The sequence below is a fragment of the Streptomyces sp. NPDC005485 genome (assembly GCF_040606085.1).
Lineage (GTDB): Bacteria > Actinomycetota > Actinomycetes > Streptomycetales > Streptomycetaceae > Streptomyces.
In genome coordinates this window covers 57122-78735 of the sequence record NZ_JBEXDZ010000007.1, presented here as the reverse complement: position 1 = coordinate 78735, position 21614 = coordinate 57122, and the positions used below count along the sequence as shown (strand labels likewise).

The 21614-nt window shown below is 66.1% G+C and carries 21 protein-coding genes and 2 pseudogenes; 13 read left to right on the top strand and 10 right to left on the bottom strand.

What is annotated here, in order from left to right:
* Positions 1–155 precede the first annotated feature (155 nt).
* From ABZS97_RS04675 to ABZS97_RS04655, 5 genes are all read left to right on the top strand, one after another.
* Positions 156–599 carry a hypothetical protein gene (locus ABZS97_RS04675; protein ID WP_356133515.1) on the top strand — a complete coding sequence of 148 codons (444 nt, stop codon included), beginning with the start codon at positions 156–158 and terminating at the stop codon, positions 597–599.
* Positions 600–1705: 1106 nt separating this feature from the next.
* The gene (locus ABZS97_RS04670) at positions 1706–2005 is read left to right on the top strand and encodes a hypothetical protein (RefSeq protein WP_356133513.1); all 300 of its coding nucleotides are present in this window, start codon (positions 1706–1708) and stop codon (positions 2003–2005) included.
* 156 nt (positions 2006–2161) lie between these two features.
* The gene (locus ABZS97_RS04665; protein WP_356133511.1) at positions 2162–2749 is read left to right on the top strand and encodes a potassium channel family protein; all 588 of its coding nucleotides are present in this window, start codon (positions 2162–2164) and stop codon (positions 2747–2749) included.
* A gap of 285 nt (positions 2750–3034) precedes the next feature.
* Positions 3035–3448: a hypothetical protein gene (locus tag ABZS97_RS04660; protein ID WP_356133509.1), complete on the top strand. Its 414-nt coding sequence runs from the start codon at positions 3035–3037 to the stop codon at positions 3446–3448.
* Entirely contained in the window at positions 3445–5880 is a 2436-nt protein-coding gene (locus ABZS97_RS04655; protein ID WP_356133506.1) for a tetratricopeptide repeat protein, read from the top strand. The genes ABZS97_RS04660 and ABZS97_RS04655 overlap by 4 nt, the downstream gene beginning before the upstream one ends.
* Before the next feature lie 429 nt (positions 5881–6309).
* On the opposite strand, the gene ABZS97_RS04650 is transcribed toward ABZS97_RS04655, so the two are convergent.
* The 3 genes from ABZS97_RS04650 to ABZS97_RS04640 are packed head-to-tail and all read right to left on the bottom strand — an operon-like array spanning position 6310 to position 7471.
* Positions 6310–6636, bottom strand: coding sequence for a hypothetical protein (locus ABZS97_RS04650; protein WP_356133504.1), 327 nt, complete (start codon positions 6634–6636; stop codon positions 6310–6312).
* A gap of 3 nt (positions 6637–6639) precedes the next feature.
* On the bottom strand, positions 6640–6945 hold the full coding sequence (locus ABZS97_RS04645; protein ID WP_356133502.1) for a hypothetical protein: 306 nt from the start codon (positions 6943–6945) through the stop codon (positions 6640–6642).
* Positions 6935–7471 (bottom strand): bifunctional DNA primase/polymerase, encoded by a 537-nt coding sequence (locus ABZS97_RS04640; protein ID WP_356133500.1) that lies wholly within the window; start codon positions 7469–7471, stop codon positions 6935–6937. The genes ABZS97_RS04645 and ABZS97_RS04640 overlap by 11 nt, the downstream gene beginning before the upstream one ends.
* Positions 7472–7757: 286 nt before the next feature.
* Here ABZS97_RS04640 and ABZS97_RS04635 point away from each other — a divergent pair, with 286 nt between their 5' ends.
* Positions 7758–9131, top strand: coding sequence for a helix-turn-helix transcriptional regulator (locus tag ABZS97_RS04635; RefSeq protein WP_356133498.1), 1374 nt, complete (start codon positions 7758–7760; stop codon positions 9129–9131).
* Between the two features lie 6 nt (positions 9132–9137).
* Here ABZS97_RS04635 and ABZS97_RS04630 read toward each other — a convergent pair whose 3' ends face one another.
* A complete protein-coding gene (locus ABZS97_RS04630; RefSeq protein WP_356133496.1) occupies positions 9138–10064 on the bottom strand; it encodes an aminoglycoside phosphotransferase family protein in 927 nt (308 codons plus the stop codon).
* A gap of 392 nt (positions 10065–10456) precedes the next feature.
* Between ABZS97_RS04630 and ABZS97_RS04625 the strand changes: the two genes are divergently transcribed.
* Both ABZS97_RS04625 and ABZS97_RS04620 read left to right on the top strand, forming a co-directional pair.
* The gene (locus ABZS97_RS04625; protein WP_356133494.1) at positions 10457–11038 is read left to right on the top strand and encodes an NYN domain-containing protein; all 582 of its coding nucleotides are present in this window, start codon (positions 10457–10459) and stop codon (positions 11036–11038) included.
* Between the two features lie 121 nt (positions 11039–11159).
* Positions 11160–11334: pseudogene (locus ABZS97_RS04620) on the top strand (transposase); the annotation flags it as partial.
* A gap of 7 nt (positions 11335–11341) precedes the next feature.
* On the opposite strand, the gene ABZS97_RS04615 reads toward ABZS97_RS04620, so the two are convergent.
* The 3 genes and pseudogenes from ABZS97_RS04615 to ABZS97_RS04605 all read right to left on the bottom strand — a co-directional run bounded on the left by ABZS97_RS04615 (position 11342) and on the right by ABZS97_RS04605 (position 13611).
* On the bottom strand, positions 11342–11908 hold the full coding sequence (locus tag ABZS97_RS04615) for a DUF3710 domain-containing protein (RefSeq protein WP_356133492.1): 567 nt from the start codon (positions 11906–11908) through the stop codon (positions 11342–11344).
* A gap of 77 nt (positions 11909–11985) precedes the next feature.
* Positions 11986–13440, bottom strand: coding sequence for a tyrosine-type recombinase/integrase (locus ABZS97_RS04610; RefSeq protein WP_356133490.1), 1455 nt, complete (start codon positions 13438–13440; stop codon positions 11986–11988).
* Positions 13437–13611 (bottom strand): annotated as a pseudogene (locus ABZS97_RS04605) (excisionase). The gene ABZS97_RS04610 and the pseudogene ABZS97_RS04605 overlap by 4 nt, the downstream one beginning before the upstream one ends.
* A gap of 21 nt (positions 13612–13632) precedes the next feature.
* Between ABZS97_RS04605 and ABZS97_RS04600 the strand changes: the two are divergent.
* Positions 13633–14046 (top strand): PIN domain-containing protein, encoded by a 414-nt coding sequence (locus tag ABZS97_RS04600; RefSeq protein ID WP_356133488.1) that lies wholly within the window; start codon positions 13633–13635, stop codon positions 14044–14046.
* 75 nt (positions 14047–14121) lie between these two features.
* Here ABZS97_RS04600 and ABZS97_RS04595 read toward each other — a convergent pair whose 3' ends face one another.
* Entirely contained in the window at positions 14122–15231 is a 1110-nt protein-coding gene (locus tag ABZS97_RS04595) for an FAD-dependent monooxygenase (RefSeq protein WP_356133579.1), read from the bottom strand.
* Between the two features lie 127 nt (positions 15232–15358).
* On the bottom strand, positions 15359–16402 hold the full coding sequence (locus ABZS97_RS04590) for a Clp protease N-terminal domain-containing protein (protein WP_356133486.1): 1044 nt from the start codon (positions 16400–16402) through the stop codon (positions 15359–15361).
* A 68-nt stretch (positions 16403–16470) separates the two neighbouring features.
* Between ABZS97_RS04590 and ABZS97_RS04585 the strand changes: the two genes are divergently transcribed.
* The 3 genes from ABZS97_RS04585 to ABZS97_RS04575 all read left to right on the top strand — a co-directional run bounded on the left by ABZS97_RS04585 (position 16471) and on the right by ABZS97_RS04575 (position 19610).
* Positions 16471–16830 carry an excisionase gene (locus tag ABZS97_RS04585; RefSeq protein WP_078645052.1) on the top strand — a complete coding sequence of 120 codons (360 nt, stop codon included), beginning with the start codon at positions 16471–16473 and terminating at the stop codon, positions 16828–16830.
* A 180-nt stretch (positions 16831–17010) separates the two neighbouring features.
* A complete protein-coding gene (locus ABZS97_RS04580) occupies positions 17011–17550 on the top strand; it encodes a hypothetical protein (protein WP_356133483.1) in 540 nt (179 codons plus the stop codon).
* A gap of 278 nt (positions 17551–17828) precedes the next feature.
* On the top strand, positions 17829–19610 hold the full coding sequence (locus ABZS97_RS04575; RefSeq protein WP_356133481.1) for a beta-ketoacyl-[acyl-carrier-protein] synthase family protein: 1782 nt from the start codon (positions 17829–17831) through the stop codon (positions 19608–19610).
* A gap of 79 nt (positions 19611–19689) precedes the next feature.
* Here ABZS97_RS04575 and ABZS97_RS04570 read toward each other — a convergent pair whose 3' ends face one another.
* Complete coding sequence (locus ABZS97_RS04570) at positions 19690–20892, bottom strand: Ku protein (RefSeq protein ID WP_356133479.1); 1203 nt, start codon at positions 20890–20892, stop codon at positions 19690–19692.
* A 178-nt stretch (positions 20893–21070) separates the two neighbouring features.
* On the opposite strand from ABZS97_RS04570, the gene ABZS97_RS04565 reads away from it, so the two are divergent.
* Positions 21071–21532 (top strand): SgcJ/EcaC family oxidoreductase, encoded by a 462-nt coding sequence (locus ABZS97_RS04565; protein ID WP_356133477.1) that lies wholly within the window; start codon positions 21071–21073, stop codon positions 21530–21532.
* The last annotated feature ends 82 nt before the right edge of the window (positions 21533–21614 follow it).

Here is a 21614-nt window from a genome sequence, read left to right as displayed (position 1 = left end):
ACCATCCGTCGACAAGCTGGTCAGCCAGTCAAGGACGCGCACCCTGACCAGCAATGCTTCGTAGGACCGCAGGGCCCTCCGGAGCCGTTGTCTGCACAGCAGGGACGAAACCGATACCTGTGTGACTCCGGTACATCACGCCGTACCGTGCAGTTGTGACCAACGACGTACCCCACGACCTCACAGCCGACATCGGGATGTGCAAGGACTTTCGAGATCTCCATGCCAAGACAGGCAGGTATGAGGAGGTCAAGGCCCTGCAGGCCCGCTTGCAGTTCACTCTCGCTCGCTACGAGGACCAGGCGTCGGATCTGGGGCGAAGGGGAGCAGCGATCACGTTTGACATCCAGGGCTTCGTCTTGGCTGCTCAGCAAGGCTTCGAGGCTCTTCGGGAAGCCGAGGACCTGCTTCCCCCGGAGGAAGCGCTGCTTGCAGCCCGTGCCGCGGTCGACGACGCGGCAGAGCAGTTGGAAATGGGTGTCTTCCACGAAATGGAAGAGGTCGGGCGGGGCGACCTAATCGAGGCCGCCCACAGGTTGGCGTCAGCCGCCGCTCGTGCCAGCAGATGGCGAATCGACAATGAGCATCGCGGAGCGTGATCATCTCCCGTGCTGCTGGACTCGCATCAAACCGCACCAGATTGAGCGGGGAATAGCGGGCAATCACGGGAAGGGAGCCCAGCCCAACTGGACTTCCACACGGCCGTTCGCCCAGGTCAGGGGCCGAAGCGGCGCCAAATGACCGCAGCTTCCCAAGCTGAGGTGCGCTGTGTCCCGGCCCTCCGAGTTGGGAAGCATCTGAGTCATGGATCCGGGTTGGGCAGCCATGCTTGGAGCTCTAGTAGGAGCCACCGCCACTAGCTGCGCAGGGGTGTTGACCTGGTGGTCACTTCGTTGGCAGCAACATGTGCCGGTCCAGGCCGAGCGAGACAGGTGGTTGCGAGAGAAGCAGCATGCCGCGTACGGCAACTTCCTTGATGCCACTCAAGGTGCTTTAGATGGACTGGAATCGGTAGGCCGAGGCCTAACCGCCGCAACACCAGATGTCCCGGACCTCTACAACTGGCTAGGAGAAGAGGTCATCCCGCACGTGATCTCCGCGCGTCGCAGACTCGCCTCGGTCCAGATTGATGGGCCGGCGTCGGCAGAAGTCGCCGCCCGCAAGCTCCACAGATCAGTCAACGAGTGCATGATGACTGTTCAACGAGACACTGAGCGTCGTCCACTCTCATCTCCGAGACTTCACGCAGGCCGCCCGGGCAGTGATCCAAGAGACATGAAATCCGGGGCAGCCCCGTCTCAGTTTCCGTCTCATTCAGCGCCGTTCGCCAACGTTCAGGCAGGACCAGACGGCTGAACCCATCCGGCCGTCAGCCGCCCGTGAACCCAGGTGAACGGCCCTGCACGAAGCCCCCGTGACACCACCACGGTTGGAAATCGTGTGGACGAGGCGGCGGCGATCCCGCTCCGATGATGAACGCATCAGGTTTAAGGAACCCTGCCGAGTCGGACCGCTGGCGCCCTTCACGACTTTGGGAAGCAGGAGGCGAACGTCGAGCTCTGATTGCCAGCAGAAGGCCAGCGGACTCCCCGGCCTCAGCCAGGTCGCCGCGCTCGCAGGCCTCCACCGCCTCGGAACAGCCAACGCAGCGGCTTGGCTTAACGTCAGACCGCTAGCACTGCGACCGAGCTGACACGATTCCTCCATGCCCGAGTACACGATCAGCACCGCAGACGGCAGCGACTGGCCAGCCCTTGGCACCAACCTCTCAGCCGTCCTGCTGCCAAGATCTTTCGAATGCGAGATCCTGCGGGACTCGGAGATGCTCACTTTTCGCACGAGTACGGCAACCGTCAGCGCGTCGTGGGAACTGCTCGGTACCTGGTACGTCCATGTCGAGGACGCAGTCTCCTCCGAAGTGGCCGACGAGCACGTCGCCGAAATGGCCAGCCAACTCGGGCAAGCGACGGGCCAACAAGCCGTCCACTACCGGATCACCGACTAGCGAACACCCACACCCCAGCGGACCTCGGCTCAGCGCCTGAGTCGGTCATTAAGACGCCGCCGCCTGGTCTCTCCAGGCGCCACTTTTACCGTGCGCAACGCTTCAAGTACAAGAGGCTAGGGTATCGATAGGTCCATAAACCAGGAAGGGGGCGTCATGGGGAGAAGCCGTCGCGCCAATAGGCCGACGCCAAACGACAGGAATAGATCCAAAAAAAGCGAATATATTCCCATTGGCTGGAAGTCGGAATATATCACAGGTCCGACTTTCGCAGTTTGCCTTTGCCTGGCTATTTATTTTCTCCCGCTAGGGCAAACCGATGCTTCCAATTTATTCACTGGGACAGCATTTCTGACCTATTCGTTCATATCCGTAATTCGGGTATCAAAGAGATGGTTGGGCGGAGAGCTCCCGACTCGCAAGATCGCCGTACATGTAGCCAGGATATATTTCTTTCTCGTTCACATCATCTTCCTCTATCTCGTAGGTTTTGCCAAGCTTTACCTGGCAGTGGGAGATGGTCCTGCTAATTCTTGCATGAATCAGCACCTAGATAAAGTCTCTAGCCTATATTTTACGCTCACCGTATTCACCACAACAGGATTTGGGGACATCTCCGCAGTCACAGATAAGTGTAGGCTTATGACTTCAATTCAGATGTTCTCAGGATTCGTTCTGATTACCGTTGTTTTGGTTCTATGCCTTGCCCGGTTGGGTGAAATTCTAGGGAGGGGTGGGAAGTGAGTCCGGACCTGATGGACAGCTGAGCATCCACGTCTGACATCAACGACAGGGGCCTCCAGCAGCTCTACGCCGCCATGGACCGCCGTACTTGGACATCACCGCAGCCCGATCCGTCGCTGCTCGAACTCCTAATGCGGTGGTCCTGATGCTGTGGCTGTCCGTACTCATCGGGGATTGAACCCGGAAGACCCTCTGTGGGCAGTTCGGACGTTTTGGCCTCACAAGACGTACGGCGTTTCTACGCTGGTCTCCTTCGGAGCCTTATGCGTGAGGGATCGAGTGAGCGTGGACATCGTGCAGTTGGTGGAGCAGGCGGGACCGTATCTGACAGCCGCGGTGGGCGCGTACGGGGTGGCTGTGTTCACCCGGGCGGAGAGTGCGGCCGTGGATGCCACGGCGAACCTGGGGTGGCGGATTCTGCAAGCTGTGTGGTGCCGCCGCGACGAGCAGGGGCAGGCGGAGCTGGAAGCTTTGGTCCAGGACACGGCAGACGCGCCCGACGATGCGGATGCAGCGGCCGCTCTGCGTCAACAGATCAAGCGTGCGTTGCGGGAGGATGCCGAATTGCTGGCCGAACTTGCCCGGCTGCTGCCCTCGGCCGGTGAGACGGTGAATGTGACGGCGTCGGGTGCGCGGTCCATCGCCGCAAAGACCATCGGAACGGCCATCACCGGCGACAACACGACGATCAGGCCATGACGGACAACCTTGTGCCCGGGAGTAGCGGGCCGCAGGCCGCGGGTCTGCGGTCCATAGCGGTGGATGGCAGTGTCGGTGTGGCGATCACCGGAGACGGCACCCAGGTGGTGATGGTGCCCGCCGAGGCGGTTCGCTGGGCAAAGGAGGTGGACGCACCGCCGGGGGCCGGCAATCTCCCCGGGTCTGCATCCGGCGTCTTCGTCGGGCGACAGCACGACCTTACCGAGTTGCGCCGGCTCCTAACTGACGAGGGTGAGGCGGCGGTCACTCAAGTGTCCGGGTCGCGGGCGATCCATGGGCTGGGAGGGATCGGCAAGAGCACACTCGCTTTGCACTACGCCCATACGCACCGGCGCACGTACACGCTGGTGTGGTGGATTAACGCCGCCAGCGCCGAGGAGATCGTCAGCAGCCTCGCAAGCCTCGCCACCCAGCTATGCCCGCAATGGGCTGTTACCACGGGAGTGCAGAAGCGGGCGGCGTGGGCGATCCTGTGGCTGCAATGGCATCCCGGCTGGTTACTCGTGTTCGACAACGTCGAAGACCCGGCTGAACTGCGCCACTACCTCGGCACGCTCCCGGACGGGCATCACCTGGCAACCAGCCGCACCGCGACCGGATGGCACGCCATCGCCCCCACCATGCCCCTTGGGCTGCTCGACGCCGATGCGGCCACACATCTGCTGTGCGGCCTCGCTCTCGGGCCAGAGCAGTCTCCCTCCCAGGAACAGCGTCAGGAGGCTGCGGCCCTGGCCGCGCAACTCGGCTACCTTCCACTGGCGTTAGAACAAGCGGGCGCCTACCTCTTCGAAACCGGCACCTCGCTGGCCGACTACCGCATCATGCTGCGGCAGGTCATGGACAGACCGGCAGGAGGGATCGATCCCGAGCGCACCATCACCCGTATCTGGGACCACACCCTAAACGCCGTTGAACGCCGCAACCCACAGGCCGTCACACTCCTCAACGCAATGGCCTGGCTGGCACCCGACGGCATCCCCCGCGCCCTGCTCGCGCCACTCTGTCCCGACCCGCTAACCCGCGGCGAGGCCCTGGGCGCTCTGCACGCGTACAACATGATCGCGCACAGCGCCGACCGACAGAGCGTCAATGTCCACCGGCTCGTGCAGACCGTCCTGCGCCACCGCCCGACTGCCTCCGACGGATACCCACCCGGTCGCCAGGACGCCGAACACATCATCCAGCGAGCCGTCTCCTACGACGAGATAGACACCCTGGAGTGGGAACGGCTCCTGCCCCATGTCATCAGCGTCGCCGAGTCCACACCGCCCCACGGTCCGGCATCAACTGAGACGGCCGATGCCTACCACGCCGCTGCGCAATACCTCTACTACCAAGGACGTGAAGCCCACACCATCCGGCTGCGTACAGCCGCCCTCGTCCAGCGTGAGCAAGTCCTCGGCGATACACACCCCAGCACCCTGACCAGCCGCAACAACCTCGCAAGCGCCTACGAGTCAGCGGGAGACCTGCAACGGGCCATACCGCTGTACGAGGCGACTCTCGCCCAGCACGAGGAAATCCTCGGCGACACCCACCCAAGCACCCTGACCAGCCGCAACAACCTGGCCTACACGTACTGGTCGGCGGGGGACTTGAATCGGGCCATACCGCTGTACGAGGCAACCCTCGCCCAGCGCGAGGAAATCCTCGGCGACACCCACCCAAGCACCCTGACCAGCCGCAACAACCTCGCAAGCGCCTACCGAGCGGCGGGGGACCTGAAGCAGGCCATACCGCTGTACGAGGCAACCCTCGCCCAGCGCGAGGAAATCCTCGGCGACACCCACCCTGACACTCTGACCTGCCGCAACAACCTCGCAAGCGCCTACTGGTCAGCGGGAGACCTGCAACGGGCCATTCCGCTTTTCGAAGTGGTGCTTGAACAGCGCGAACGGGTGCTGGGAACTTCCCACCCTGACACCATGACCGGTCGCAACAACCTCGCAAGCGCTTATTTCAAAGCAGGAGACCCAGAGCGGGCCATCGAGCTGCTTAACGCCGTTCTCGTCCAGGCCGAACAGATCCTCGGCGACATCCACCCCCACTGCCTGGCCGCTCGCAACAACCTCGCAAGTGCCTACCTCATAGCAGGAGACGTAGAGCGGGCCATCGAGCTGCTTGAAAACGTCCTCGCCCAGGCCGAACAGATCCTCGGCGACACCCACCCCACTACCGTGACCAGCCGCAGCAACCTAGCGGATGCTTACCTGGAATCCGGGGCTCCAGCACGGGCCATTCCACTGTTGGAGACGGCCCTCGCCCAGAGGCAACAGTTTCTAGGCGACATGCACCCCGACACGCTGGCCATCCGCAACAACCTCGCTCACGCGCGCCGAGCTGTAGAGCACGGAAGTACAGCAACCTCGATGACTGACGCTGACTCTCAGCAAGCACCGACGGCCGATTAACCAGCCCACAGGACCCGACTGACCATCCGGCCGAGAGTTCGGGACGAAGAGGTCATGCCAGGTTGCGCGGGGAATATCGGGGAATCAATTGGCGGCCGACCAGGGGCGCCAGCGCCCTTGGCCGCAGGTCAGCAAGGCAACCGGGGCCAGGAGCCTCGCGCTTCCCAAGCTGATGCTCAGTGTGGACCGCCGCCGTATGTCCTCTGTGCCGCTTTGGAATCTGCCTCAGTGGTCTGCCGTTCGTCCGGGCTGCGGCGCTGGGGCGCCGGTCCCGGACGAGCGGCAGACCACTGGCGGAGAGGTGCTGGAGAGGTCGAAGCCCCGCACGGTACTCGCCGGGGAGACGGGATGCCGTACGGGGCTCGGGGCCGGCCGGTCGCGGGAGGCTTGCTCGGACCGCGACGAGTCGGGGCTCGTGGTTTCGCTGGTTCAGGCCGCAGAGGCTTGCTGGTGAGGAGTCTCCGGTGACGCCTGCGCAGGAGCGTCGGGCTGCGTGTGTGCCGCGAGCCCCGACGTGATCAGTTCGGCAAGTAACAGTGCTGCTTCCGGGCGGATGGTGCCGAGGTGCACCAGGCCGTCGCCGAACACGTTCACGTCAGCGGCCAGGGCAGGGAAGTCGGAGTCCAGGCCCAGAGCCGTGAGTTGCTCGGCCAAGATCCCTGCACTCTGTCGAGCCTGTATCCAGCCGCGGACGTAGGGGACACCGGGCAGCAGGTCCTCGGCTCGCTTGGCTATCACTCCTCGCCTGTCGGTCATGGTTCAGCTCTCCCCTTCGTTTCTCGTGGTCGTGTCCGTGTTCGCCGGGCTCTTCTCGGCGAAGGACAGCGCGAGTCGGAGCAGCTCGGCCAAGCGCTCTGCTGTCGCAGGAGACACGCGCCCGAGTTCGATAAGGCCGTGCCCGAAGGCGTTCAAGTCCGCTCGGAGGTAGGGGAAGTCCTTCTCCATGCCCGCGCGGATGAGGGCGTCGCGTAGAGCGCTCGTCGCGTTCCGGGCGGCGTACCACCCCTCGCTGTCCAGGGCAGACCACTCGGCGGCGTCATGACGTTCGGCCGCGTCATCCCGCATCAGTGGCCGCCTCCTCGGGAAGCGCCGCGACGGCCGCGTACGGAGTGCGGTACCGCTCGCTGTATCGGTCTGCCCGCGCAAGCAGTTCGGCCGAGGCCACGAGCATGGTCGCGAGAGCCACCGCGCGCAGTGGGTTCGCCTCCGGGCGGCGTGATGGAGCCCGCAGCCACTGATACCGATCACCGTCCATCGGCATCGGGCCGGGAACGACCACCACGGAGTTGCTGCCGAGGTAGCGATAGTCAGGCGGTTCCGCCGTCTCCTGGCCGAGGAAATGCGTGAAGGGTCCCTGACTGCCGGACCCCAAGAAGAAGCCGACACGGCTGGCTTTGCAATCCAGAATGGTGGGGCCGAACGGCAGGCTTCGCCGGAGCAGTTGGTCGAAGACCTCCAGGCCGAGGCGCTGCTCGACTGCCACGACGTCGAAGATGCGGCCGGCCGAGAGCATGTAGGGCCTGCGCGGGTCGTCCTCCCAGGCATTCCGGCACATCGCCGGATCATCGGCCGCCACGGACAGCCACTCCACGCCCCGCCTGGTCATCCTCTGCACGTCATCCCACCTCAGTCGGACTGTGTTGCGGCTTCGGTGCCGCCGTGCATCCAGACTCGGGGTAGGCGGCCTGACCACGGCAGATGACGAGAGGTGACGGGAGATGACGTATCAGTGCGCGATGCGTCATCCCCCGTCACCCTGAACTCAGGGTCGATCTCGGTTACTTGCCTGCCACGGGCGGTGACGGACGCGTACATTCGATGGAGAGAGTGAGTCGTCGCACCAGCACACGCGCAGGGAAGGAACGGACACCTCTCCGATGGATTCGACCAGCGTCCGCTTACGTGAGGCCCGCACGGGCCGAGGGTGGAGTCAGCCGCGATTGGTGCGCGAGTTACGCCAGGCCGCCGCCCGGCGAGGTCATCAGCTTCCGTCAGACGCGAGTGTCAAGCGCCGTATTGCCAGTTGGGAGAACGGGCACAGCGCCCCGGACGACTTCTACGGCCCGCTCCTCTGCGACGTCTACGGTGTCAGCGCTGCGGAACTCGGGCTGAACCACCATTCGCAGCAGGACTCCGCGCTCTTGGACGCCGGATACCCGGCCAGTCCGGATGCGGCGATCCAGGCCGTCGGAAAGCTGTGGCGGGCCGACCTCAACCGGTACGAGCCGTTGTTTGACGCCGAGCCGTCCGAGCCTGCATGGAGTGAGGCATCCCTGCGCTGGTTGGTAGCGCCCGAGCCTGCTATTCCCCGACCCCGCACGGAAGGTATGCATGTTGGGCTGGGGGACGTGGCCGCCATCAAGACCACCGCGGACATGTTCGCCCGACTCGACGACCAGTTCGGTGGGGATCACGCGCGGCACGCCGTAATCCAGTACCTCAGTAACGACGTTCTGCCGATGTTGCGGGGCAAGTTCACAGAGCAAGTAGGGCGGGCCCTCTTCTCCACGGCAGCTGAGGCGACGCTGCTCGCCGGCTGGATGTCCTACGACTCGTGTCATCACGGCCTGGCACAGCGGTATTTTCTCCAGGCGCTCCGACTGGCCCAGGACGCCAACGACCGTCGGCTCGCGGGGAGCATCCTCTCCGCGATGAGTCATCAGGCCACGTTCCTCGGTCAGTTCACGCATGGAGCGACACTCGCCCGTGCCGCGCTCATGGGCATTTCCCCGGTAGCCACGCCGACCCTGCGCGCCCAGTTCCACGCCATGGAAGCCCGCGCGCTCGCGCGTACAGGCGACGTCACCGGATGCGAGGCCGCGCTGAACGCTGCGACCAGGTCTCTGGACGGTCGGAACAGCGACGATGAGCCGGAGTGGATCAGCTACTTCGACGAGGCCGAGCTTGCCGCCGAAGCCGCGCACTGCTTCCGCGACGTGAACAGCGCCCGCCAGGCCGTGGCCCATGCCGAGAACGCCATGAGCGGAAGCCACGTACGAAGCGACTTCTTCGCGACCATGGTTCTCGCCGACGCGCACCTACGAGCCGGGGAAACCGAGGAGGCGTGCCGCGTCGCGCTCGATGCCCTCGATTTCGGAGAACAGCTCAAGTCCGCCCGTTGTGTCAGCTATCTCGCCGAGTTCCGGAAGGACCTCGCTGCCGCCGGTGACACCGCGATCTCCCGAGACTTCATGGAGCAGGCTCAAGAACACAGATTGTGGGTCGCTACGGAGATGCAGCTCAGCCTCTGACCACTCTCAGAAGGGGCCCCACGCGTCCCGTCCCTCGCCGGTTCGCAGCGACCGCACGCGTCGGGCAAACTCCGCCGCGGAACGTTCACTTGCGGCGACCTGGTGGCCGAGCCAGGCGACCATCATCAGTTCGCGGAGATCCGCCAAGGTCTCGTAGCCGGGCCAGTTCATCAGGTCAAAGCCGTATCGGTGAACGAACTCGGCGTACTCAGCCTTCGTGTGCCAGCCGTAGCGGTCGTAGAACATCGCAGTCTGGATCAGGTCCCACTCGCGTGGCGCCAGCGCGAAGCCGTCGAGGTCGATGAGTACCGCGTGACCGTCCCGGTGGCGGAGCACGTTGCCTATGCTCGCGTCCCCGTGGATCATCCCGAAGGGGAGGATGAAGTCCAACCGGTCGTAGTCCTTGTTGAGCTTTGCGGCACGGTCCTCCAGGAACGTGCGATCTTCCTCCGTGACGCCGCTCATCTGCCTCAGAGAGCGCGAGAGCTTCGCGAACGGGTCGAAGTACGGCAGCCTCAGCGACTCGGGCTCTTCAAGCCAGTGAAGTCGGCGCAGCAGGTCGGCCAGCTCGCCGACCGTGGCGTACTCCTCGCGCTCCTGGACGCTCTCCCAGAGGGTGACGACCAGGCCGCCGACGACCAGAGGTTGCGTGACGCCCGCCGGCACCCGAGTAGCGGGAAGGTCTTCGGCCTCCAGCCACCGCGCAACCCGGACCGCCCGTTCCATCTCTTCCAGGACATCGGGGTCACGGGCAACGCGGACGATGATCGGCGACGTCGATAAGCGGTACACGGCATTGGAGCCGAGCCGCAGCAACTCGGCACCATCTGGGTCCAGTTGGGCCGTCTCGCACGCCTCGCGCAGCACGGCCCCGAGGCTTTCCGCCGTGAACTCCATGCCGTCGTCCTGGCCCCCGCCGCTGCCCGAGATCATGCCTTCGACCATACGGCGCCGCCCCGACGCCCAACAGGTCACCTACGTAATAGGGGCGTAATGACCTTGCTCGGCGGGTCCCACGGATGCCTCTCCCCCGCAGGTCAGGTGCCTGAAAGAGTCACGGTCTCACCTGGGCTCCGGAGCCGTGTGCGCAGGTTCGAATCCTGCCGGGGGCACTTCGCCTCAACCAGCATGATGATGCGGTTGACCAGCGTAGATGCCACGCATGAAGAGCGGGAACCAGTCTCACTGGGTCCCGCTCTTTGTCGTTGTTGCGCGCTGATCGCGATAGACCTGCGATAGAACCCTGGCACGCGACACACCCAGACCGCCTCGGCAAGACCTGCCAGCCCCGCTAGCCTGACGCCCCTATAAGGAGGCTGGTCGCCGTGGTCATCTTCGTCTATGTGGACAACTCCAACGTCTGGATCGAGGGGCAGCGACTGAGCGCCGTCAAGAAGGGCATGGCTGCCAACCTCACCGACGCCATGAACCAGAAGATCTGCGACATGACGTGGGCCTACGACTTCGGTCGGCTCTACGAGCTGGCCTGTCCCAAGAACCATCAAGTAGGCAGATCAATCCTCTTTGGCTCTCGGCCTCCGGCGAACGACTCTCTCTGGGAACGTGCTCGCCAAGATGGTTTCGAGGTCAAGGTCTACGACAGGAACGCCTCCAATAAGGAGAAGGAAGTCGATGTGAGTCTGTCGACAACCCTCATGGAGGACTCCTACGAGTACATGCGCGCGGAGCGCAAGGACATGGCTGTTCTGCTCACCGGAGACCGCGACTACGTACCGACCGTCGCTTCACTCCAACGGCGCGGCCTCCGGGTCCGAGTGGTGTTTTGGGAGCACGCGGTTGCCCGCGCCTTGAAAGAGGCAGCAGACGAGTTCATCGCCCTAGACCCCGCTCTCGACTACATCGGCCACTCGGGTGGTTGGGTGCAGCCACCAGCAACCAGCAATTGAAGCCCGATACGGCGGTGTCCTGTCTCCTCAAGGGAGTGCGAGACCGCTCGATCGGGGTGACCAGCTCGGACCTGTCCGGCCGATCATGTGACTAATCAATTCCTGGGTCGTTGCCGTGGGCATGGGGCGGGGTGATCTGAAGGATGCCGAGTGGGGAACGGTTGCGGCCGTTCCTGCCGGTCAGCAACGGGCGTTGCGGTCGGTGGCGGGATCACCGGCAGGTGATCAACGGGATCCTGCACAGGGTGCGGACCGGGGTGCAATGGCGTGACCTGCCCGAACGGTTCGGCCCGTGGAATAGAGTCACCGCGCTTCGCACGGAGGCCACTGTAGTTCCATTGCCGAACTGGCCGGTTCGACAAGAGCCGTGCTCTTGACGGCCGTCTCGTCAAACATTTCGCAGGGCCACAACTCAGCGCTCTCGGGAGCGGCCCCCGCCCCCGAGACAGTGCCACGCAACAGCCAACCCAGGCCTTCCCGGCCAAGGAATCGCACGTCCATCACCTTCTGCTCACCCCCGGGGGTGAAGACAGGGACGCGCGCTTGGATCCCAGACCCTGACGGACCAATAATCTCCTCTGCCGTCCCACCGTCCCGCCGAATGCGAGCCACCAGTTCAAGCCGGACGGAATCCCAGGAACGGCCCACGGATACATGGAACGCCTGGAGCTGAATCGCTGTCCGACCCCGCACTGCGGTGACGGCCACCACCGCGCCGCTCTCCCCGCCGACTATCGGCAGAAGCCGCACTCCCGCGCTGGCCGGGACCTTCAAGCCTTCCAGATCGAAGAAGCCTCCGCCCTCATGCTGCCAGCGGACCTCACGATTGGTCACGACGCACCCCCGTAGTGCTTGATCAGTCCTCAGCATGACGCACCCCTTATGCGAGGGATAGGGGCTACGCCTGGACTATGGACAAGCTTCGTGGATGATCGGCCGGACAGCTCCTAGTCCACGGCTCCCTCTGGCCAGTTGAGTTCCTTTTCGATCTTCTTGTTCATGACCTCTTCCTGGCCATAGATGCACCCTTCGTAGACGCGGTGGATCACCTCGGGTGAGTTGCCGACCCGACGCGCGATCTCGGCCACGGGCACGCCGGCGTTCAGCCACGTCGTGATGCAGGTGTGCCGCAGGTCGTACGGCCGCCCTCCGAGGATGGACGCCTGAAGGTCCGGCGAGAGCGCGTACTCCCGAGCGTCCCGCCACACGCGCCAATAGGTACTGCTGCCCACGAGACCGCCCCGCTCGTTCGTGAAGAGCCGCCCGTCCTTGGCCGTGCCGAACTCCTTCAGGTGGGCGCGGAGCATGGCCACGAGCGGCGGGGGGATCGGGACTGGCCGGTCTTCCTTGGCCTCCCTCGACTTCAGGCCGCGCTTGTCGTGTCGCTCTCCGCTGTCTGTCCACTGTTTGCCCGACACGGGGTGCGTCTCGTGGAGCGTCAGAACACCCCACCCCTCCTCCGGGAGGAAGCAATCAGCCTTCTTGAGGCCCACAGCCTCACTCGGACGGAGCCCGGCGAAGTACATGACCGCGTAGAAGCCCACCAGGCGCCGGCCCTTCTTGCGGTCCCATGTCCCGACGTAGGAGACCCCGGCGAGGAGTTGAGCAGCCTGCGTCTTGTTCACGAGAACACGGGGGTCGACGCGGTCCGATGAGGAACTCTTCACCTTCTTGATGGCGGTAAGTGGGTTCTCCGTCAGAAGCTTGCGCTCGATGGCGTATTCAACCGCCGTGTTGAGCGCGCGCCGGCGACGACGGGAGGTCTCCCCCGCCGCGGGGGTGCCGTCCAGCTTGAATGAGATCCGATACTGAACATCGCGAAGAATCTTCGGGTCTTCCAGCGAGGAGACGAGAAGCGACTTCGTGGATATCCACCCGTAGGCGTCTTCAAGTTCCTCCGGCGGGTCAAGTTCAGCGTTCCTGGGAATGACCGCCCACCGGAAGGCAAGACGCAGCTCTTCCGGTGACGGCATCTTCTGCTCCTGCTCCACCAGAGCCAGTGTCACCGCGGCGAGCCCGTCGGCAATGCCCTCACGGGTCTTGGCCGCGGCGGTCGGCCAACGCATCGCCATGTACTCGCGGCAGAACGCGAACCAGGGAAGTTCCTCACGGGCTTGCTCCGCAGTGGCCTCGGCCCGTACCTCGGATTCAGGTAGCCCGTCCGAAATGCGGAATGCCTCGCCACGGCGCATTGCCTGCCACAGTTCAGACCTACGGCTCTCCGCGAGAGCCACCGTGGCGAAAGTGGCGCTGCTGACCTTCCCTCCGACTTTCCAACGGAGTTGGTTGGGACGGGTCTTGCTCTGCGCCTTGGATACCTTCCACAGGCGCACATCGAGCGAAAACCCGTCCGGGGCCGAGCGGTTGTTCTGCTCGGCCCCGTTGTCGGCGTATTTCGTCACGCGCTTTCCTCCAGCGTCTGGAGCCACCGACTCAGTTCGGACCGGCGGATGCGCACTGCGCCGTTCGGGAGCTTGATGGACTTCGGGCCCTTCTTGTAGCCGCCAGCGGTAGAACGTCGCTCGCGGTAGCCCTCTGCGCGACCAACTCCACCAAACCCGAGAGCAGCAGATCCAAAGCGGGGCGAACGGCCCGTGACCCCCTCCCCCGTCACCCCCGGCGGCACGCTGGTTCTCGACAGCGAAGGGCTGGCCAAGGCCGTCCTGCGCGACCGCACGGTCACCGGCTGGCTCGCCCTCGCCCGCGCCGACGACCTACGGGTGATCACTTCCGCAGCCACCCTCGTGGAAGTGATCCACCCACGGATCAATCGCCCAGCCCTGGAATGGACCCTGTCCCGCCTCGTCATCGAACCGGTCACCGAGCCCATCGCCCGCCACGCCGCCACCCTCCTCGCCGACGCCGGCCTGCACGGCCACAAGTACGCCATCGACGCCATGCTCAGCGCCACAGCGTTGGCCGCACCCCGCCCCGTCACAATCCTCACCTCCGACCCGGAGGACCTCACTGCGCTCTGCCGCAAGCGCGTCACCGTCATCAAGATCTGAGGGCACACCGCCCGCGTGCCCGCCATGGGGACTCATGTCGCATGACGTCCCCGTGAGCCAACCGTTCGGTTCGCTTCAGTTCGGTTGGAAGAATGCGAGGAGTTTCTGGGCGGCGTCCGGTGACGTGAGCAGTTGTTGCATGTCTGCGGACATGCGGGCGGCGGTGCTGGTGCGTTCGAACATTTCGCGTTCGTAGTTCTGGACGGCGGTGGGGACGTCGTCCGGGTGTGCGGCCAGTGCGAGGGCGAGCAGGGCGCCGTCGAGCAGGGCCATGTTGGCGCCCTCGCCCACGGGCGGCATCAGGTGCGCGGCGTCGCCGAGCAGTGTGACGTCCGGCTTCGACGGCCAGGTCAGGCCGACCGGGAGTGTGGTGAGCGACCGCGGCACGACCGTGTCGTCGCAGGCCGCGATCAACGCGGTGAACCGTGGGTCCCAGCCGTGGAGCAGGTCGATCAGCCGGGCCCGGGCGGCGGCCGGGTCGTCGAACGGGATCTTGCTGGTGGCGAACCAGTCCTCGGCGGTGTTGTAGAAGCTGAGGCCGATGCGAACGCGGCCGTCGCCGTTGCGCTGCGCCGCCAGGGACAGTCCGTTGCCGAGCACCCAGTAGTTGCCGCGCCCGACCATCGCCGCGAGGTCGGGGTGCGTGCGGTCGATGTCGGGAATGCCGACCTCGACGACGTTCTGGCCGAGGTGCGCCGGGCGGGCGTCGGTGAGCAGCGGGCGGACCCGGGACTGGGCACCGTCCGCGCCGACCAGCAGGTCGTACGTCGCAGTGGTGCCGTCGGCGAAGTGCAGCAGACCGTCATCGGCGTGCTCGAACGCGTGCCCCCAGCGCACCGTGCGTTCGGGGAGGGAGTCCAGCAGCAGGTTGCGCAGATCGGCACGGTCGACCTCGGGTCGATCGAGCGGGGCGTCGTCGGGGGTGTCCTCCTGGAGCAGCAGGGTGCCGTCCGGCTCCAGGAGACGCATGTCCTGGCCTTCGCCACGTGCAATCGCGTGGAACTGGTCGATCAGGCCCGCCTCGCGCAACGCCCGCTGGCCGGAGTGGATGTCGAGCATGCCGCCCTGGCCTCGTGCATCGCGTGACGGTTCGCGTTCGTAGACGACGGCGTCGATGCCGTTCACGTGCAGCACTCGGGCAAGGGCCAGGCCGCCCAAGCCGGCTCCGACGATGGTGACGGTCATGGTCATGGCTGCCTCCGATTCACCGTATTGCCTGCCGGCGGGACGTCGACTCGTGATGCGCGCGGGTCACTACTGGCGGGGCGCCGACGCCCTGCGCCTAAGGCGATCCCGTCCGCGACCGGGCGGTTCACCGGCTCAGCCGGGGCGCGAGGATCGTGCGCACGGTCCTGGCCGCCTTGCTCGCCGCGGAACCGTCCTCTTCTTCGGGTTCCGGGTCCAGTACGCGCTGGATCTGCAGCAGCAGTTGGTTGGTCGACCGCCAGAGCGGGATGAACAGGCCTGCGACCGGACCTGCGCCCTGGATCGGGCCGTTGGACAGCTCGGTGACCTTCTTGGCGAGCGTGACCGTGGTCGGGTCGCGCAGGATCAGGTGCACCTCGTCGTCGACTAGCCGGATTTCCATCCTGCGCGCGGCGGTCTCCTCCGGGTTCGCGTCCGTGGTCGTCTCCGGATCCAGTTCGTCGATCTTGGCGGCGACCGCGTCCGGGTCGACTCCGAGTTCGCGCAGCACCCTGGCCGCCATGCTGTTCTCCGCCCGCAGCATCGCCTCCAGCAGGTGGTGGCTGCCGACCGGGGCGCCGCCTGCCAGCGCGCCGGCGGCGGACACGGCGTCCTCGGTGGCCGATGTGCCGGCCGGCCAAGAGCCGGCCGCGATGTCCTGCCGTCCCTGCGGTCCCTGCGATCCCTGCGATCCCTGCGATCCGTGGGATCCCTCAGATCCCGCCGAACCCTCAGATCCCTCCAATGACGCCAGCACCGCGGCACGGATCCTGCTGATCGGGCTGATCCGTTCGGCAAGTACCTTCGCGGCGACGCCCTCACCTTCCGTGACCAGGGCAAGCAGGATGTGCTCCGTACCGATGTAGGTGTGGTGCAGCTGCAGCGCCTCGCGCAGGGCGAGGTCCAGCGTCTTCTTCGCGCTCGGCGCGAACGGGATGTGGCCGGTCAGCTCCCGCTTGCCGGGCTTGACCACCGCGGCGATGTCGGCCTGCGCCGTCACCTTGCCGTACCCGAGCCGGTGCAGCACTTTCGCCGCCACGGTGTCCGGCGCGTCGAGCAGCCCCAACAGGATGTGCTCCGTGCCGATGTAGTCCTGCTTGAGCAGCCTCGCCTCCTCCTGAGCCGTGACGACCACCTTGCGGGCTTCCGCTGTGAACCTCTCAAATGGCATGGCTCCATGGTCCCAACCCTGTCAATACACTGTTATTAATAGGGTCACCGTGTGGAAGGGAGGGTGTGATGGAGACACCGTCGGACTGGGAGGACCGGCTCGCGCGCTGGCAGAACGAGCTGGAGCTGTTCGAGCGGCTGGACGAGACACCGTGGGTGACGCTGGCCAAGGCGGAAGCCGAGACCGGCGTTTCCCGTTCGGCCCTGCGGTCCTGGTACCGCAACGGCGAGATCCGGTCCCGGCTGGTGGACGGGCCCAACGGGCCGCAACGCCTGGTCCAGCTGGAGGCCGTGATCGAGCGCGCCGCCGCCTCACCGCGCATCCAGCGCAGGGCGGAACGAGAAGTCAGCCTGGAAGCCCAGGTCACCCTGCTACGGCACCGGGTCGACCAGCTTGAGCTGCGGCTGGCCGCGCTGGAGCGGAAGTGACCGGCTGAGCCCTGGGGACTCCCGCCGGGGGTGTGGCTCTACGGCGGCTTGCCTGTGAACCGGTGGGCGTCCCGCCCGGCCCGGCCCGGGAACCGTTCCTCCGGATCCTGCGTGACCTCCTCTTGACGTGTTGTCTGCTGGTGCTGAGGGGACCGAATGAGAGCGCGGACGATCGGGAGCGTGGCGGTATCGGCATGTGTGGCGCTGGTGGCGTGCGCATGCGGGCCGGACAAGGCGAAGGAGGACGACGCGGGCGCGAAGCCTTCGCAGTCGTCGGCGTCCACGCGGGCCGCGGAGCCTACGGCCACGCCGTCCGCGTCCGCTCGGACCGAGAAGCCGTCGGCCGAGCCGACCGGTGACCAGCCCGCGCCCAGGACGAAGGAGGGCGCGATCAAGCGGTACGAGCTGTACCTCCACGCCCTGGGCCGTGAGGACATCAACACGGTCTGCGACGTGGCCGGGCCCGCCGCGAAGAAGGCGCAGGACCAGGGGCTCGGCCCGTGCACGTCGACGTACACCGCCGTGTTCCGGATGATCTCGCCCGCGCAGAAGAACGCTCTGAAGACCGCGACGGTCGACCCGCGGCGCGTCGTCGTGCGTACGCCCGACAAGGTCGACATGCCGGTCGCAGCGGTCAGGTCCTCCGCCACCTTCTCCGAGAGCGACCTCGGCAGCTACACCCTGGAGTACCTCAAGAACGACTGGTACATCACCGACTGAAACCGACTGAACTCGACGCGCGAGAAAAAGAATTCTTGCGTGAACTCCCTTTGTGGGGATTGGTGTTGGTGTTCCAGGAGGGGCAGCCAAAGGAATTGCGCGAGATGCTCCCCGGGTGATGTTGCGCACATCAGTGGTCGGGGTGTCTAGGCAAGTGGCTTTTTTTAGTCGACAGTTGGGCGAGTTGGGTGACGCGTTGTCGCCGGGGGGTTTGAGGCTGGGGCGCACTTTTTGTGCGGCCCGGCGTTGCCGATCTTCTGCAGAAAGCTCTCGCTGACATGCGCAATTCGTCCGACATCCCCGTGCAGCCCCATGTCGTCTCCGTCGCCGAGGTCATTCCCGGTGATCTTCTCGCACTGTCCGAGGAGGACGTGGCGGCGGACAAGTGGTACGTGGTCATGCATACGCTGCCCGAGACGCCCGAGACGATTCGGGTCACGTTGCGACCGCCGCTCGGCGGTATTGATCGCGACGAGTTGTTCCAGCGGGGACACCGGGTGACGGTGGCCTGTCGGCGGGTGGATGTCGGGGGAATTCCTCATCTCGTCCCGGCCGATCTCGATGCGGTGGAATTCCGCGAAGGGGATCGCGTCACCCTGCTGCGCGCGGTGGATCCGCGGGCCGTGGAGGAGTCGTACACCCGCAGGTGGGGGCACTGGCACCGGGATCTGGAGGGACCGGTCCAGGAGCACGTCGAGGAGCGCGTCGACGACGCCGAGCTGCGGAGGCTGGGCGCCGAGGCGGCCGGGGAGGGCTACGTCGTACGGCATCACCCTCGGCCGGGCTCCACGGCGCGCGTCGCGGGGCCGCGGCGGGTCGTCGTCACCGGTCTCGGGGCCATCACGCCGCTCGGCGTCGGTGTCGGGGAGCTGTGGCAGGGGCTCGTGGAGGGCCGGTGCGGGATACGGGAGTTGGAGGGCGAGGAGTTCGCCGAGTTGCCCGTGCGGGTCGCGGGGAGTGTTCCCGTGGACCCGGTCGGGCTGCTGCCCCGGCCGCAGGCGCGGCGGATGAACCGGGCCGCCCAGTTCGCCGTGCTCGCGGCCCGGGAGGCCTGGCAGGACGCCGGGTTCGACGTGGCGGGTACGGCCGAGAGCGGGCTCGATCCCGAGCGGGTCGGCGTCAGCGTCGGTGCGATTCTCGGCGACGCCTCCGTGCTCGTCGGCGGCGACCGGAAGCTGCGGGACAAGGGGCCGCGCGCCGTGTCACCGCTCACCACCCCCATGACCGTGCCCTCGCAGGCCGCGTCCCAGGTGTCGCTCGCGCTGCGGATCACCGGCGAGGCGCGCACCGTCACCAGCGCGTGCGCCTCCGGCACCGAGGCGATCGGGCAGGCCATCGACCGTATCCGGTACGGGCATGTCGACGTCGCCCTCGCGGGTGGCGCGGAGGCCGTGGTCACCCCGGCGATCATGGCCTCCTTCGCCGCCATGCGCGCCCTGTCCACACACGGGCTCGACTCCCGCGACTCCGCCAGCCCCTCCCGGCCCTTCGCCGAGGACCGCGACGGCTTCGTGAACGGGGAGGGCGCCGGGCTCCTGGTGCTGGAGGCCGAGGAACACGCCCGGGCACGCGGCGCCCGCATCTACTGCGAGGCCGCCGGCTGGGGGCTCTCCGCCGACGCCCACCACATGGCCGCGCCCGACCCCTCCGGCCGTGGCGTCGCCCTGGCCCTGCGGCGGGCCGTGAAGGACGCGGGCGCTCACGTCGTCGACGTCGTGCACGTCAACGCCCATGCCACCGCCACCGTCGACGGCGACCTCGCCGAGGCGAGCGCCGTGCACGCCGTCCTCGGCCGGGGCGTCCCCGTCACCGCGCTCAAGGGGCACCTCGGCCATCTGCAGGGGGCTGCCGGCGGGGTCGAGGCCGTCGCCACCGTCCTCACCCTCCACCACGGCCTCATTCCGCCCACCCTCGGCTGCGAGCACCAGGACGACGCCGTCGACCTGGACGTGGTGACCAGGACCGCGCGGCCGCTGCCCACCTCCGGCGACCTCGCCCTCAGCAACTCCTTCGGGTTCGGCGGGCACAATGCGGTGCTGGCCCTCCGGCGGGTCGGATAGTCGGTCGGCCAGGGGGCAGTTGGCAGAAGTTCGGCCAGGGGGCAGTTGGCAGAAGTACAGACCAGGCACGAGTACGCGATCAGGCGGAAGCACGCTTTCGGGGCGTCGTCGTCTTTGCGCTGCTCTTCTTCGCCGCTGATTTCTGAGCCGTCGTCGCCGTCTTCTGCGCTGCTGTCTTCTTCGCTGCCGTCTTCTTGGCTGCCGTCTTCTTTGCTGTCGTCTTGTCCGCTGCCGTCTTCTTTGCTGTCGTCTTGTCCGCTGCCGTCTTGTTCGCCGTCGTCGACTTCTCGGTGGCCTTCTTCGTTGCCGACTTGTTCGTTGTGGCCGTCGCCGTCTTCTTCGTCGTCGTCTTCTTCGCCGTCGACGTCGACTTCTTGCCGCCGACCTCCTTGGGGGCCGTACGAGCGGCCTTTCGGGGTGCTGTTCTGCGGTCCTGGAGCGGGGTGACGTCCGCTGTGCCGGTGGCCTTCCCGGTCGTGTCGTCAGGGGTCTCGCCGCGGGATTCCTTGGCCGCTCGAACGCTTTTCTCCAGGGCCGCCATCAGGTCGAGGACCTTGCCGGCAGGCTTCTCCCCGGTCGGAGCGGGCGGCTTTTCCTGGCCGCCCGCCTTGGCGGCGATGAGTTCCTCGACGGCCTCGCGGTAGTCGTCGTGGAGGTCGGCGAGGTCGACCTCGCCGAGGGTGTCCATAAGGGCGTCGGCGAGGTCGAGTTCCTTGTCGCGGACGGTGACACCCGAGTCCGGGGCGACCTCCTCGGTGGTACGGATCTCGTCCGGCCACAGCAGGCCGTGCATGGCGATGACGTCGTCGACGACGCGCAGCATCCCGAGCCGCTCGCGCCCGCGCAGGGCGTACTTCGCGATGGCGACCTTCCTGCTGCGCTTCAGGGCCTCACGCAGGAGGGTGTACGGCTTGGCGGCGGGGACTCCGCTCGCGGACAGGTAGTACGCCGTGTCCATCTGGAGGGGGTCGATCCGGTCGGCCGGTACGAAGGCCACGATCTCGATCGTCTTGGCGGTCGGGATCGGCAGCTGGGCCAGGTCGTCGTCCGTGATCGGGATGATCGTGCCGTCGGCCTCCTCGTACCCCTTGCCGATCTCCCCCGTCGTCACCTCGCGGTCCTCCAGCTCGCAGAACTTGCGGTAGCGGATGCGGCCGCCGTCCTCCAGGTGGACCTGACGGAAGGAGATCGAGTGGCTCTCGGTGGCGTTCACCAGCTTGATCGGGATGCTGACCAGGCCGAAGGAGATGGCGCCGTTCCAAATGGATCGCACGTGCAGCACCCTTCCTGTCGGTAGGCAAAGCCATGCTAAACGGACCGGCCAAACGTCACATCTCGGGCTTCTACGACTTCTCGGGCGCGATTCCTTTCCGTGTTGCCGCTGGTCTGCATGACCAAACGCTCTCGCCCCCACGGGCGGGACACGACGGACGGCAAGACGACATGAGGAGAGCGGGACCATGACCATGAACGACATCAGCACCAGCACCGGCACAACTGCGGGTACGGGTTCGGGGGCGACCCTGGAGGAGCGCGGCGCCGAGGCGGCCGTACTCGCCGTCATCGACGGGGTCTTCGCCGCCTGGGCCGACAACGACGCCGACGCGGCCGTCGCCTCCTACGCCCCGGACGCGACCGCGCTGCTTCCGGGCACCTACCTGGAGGGCCGGGAAGCGGTCCGCACGGCGATGGCTGCCGCCTTCGCCGGGCCGCTCAAGGGAGCCCACGTGATCCACGACGTACTGAGTGTCCGGTTCTCCGGCACCGGGACGGCGCTCGTCGTCAACAGGGCGGGACTCGTCCTGGCGGGCGAGACCGAGCCGCGCGGCGAGAACCGGGCACTGGACTCCTGGGTGCTCTCCGAGAAGGACGGCGCCTGGCAGATCCGGGCGTTCCACAACGTCCCGGAGAACGCGGGTTGAGTCCTGGGGCGAGGATCACAGGAGATCGGGTTTCCATCTGTTTCAGGTGATTTGAGCCGGATTTTCGTGGGATTCTCGTCGT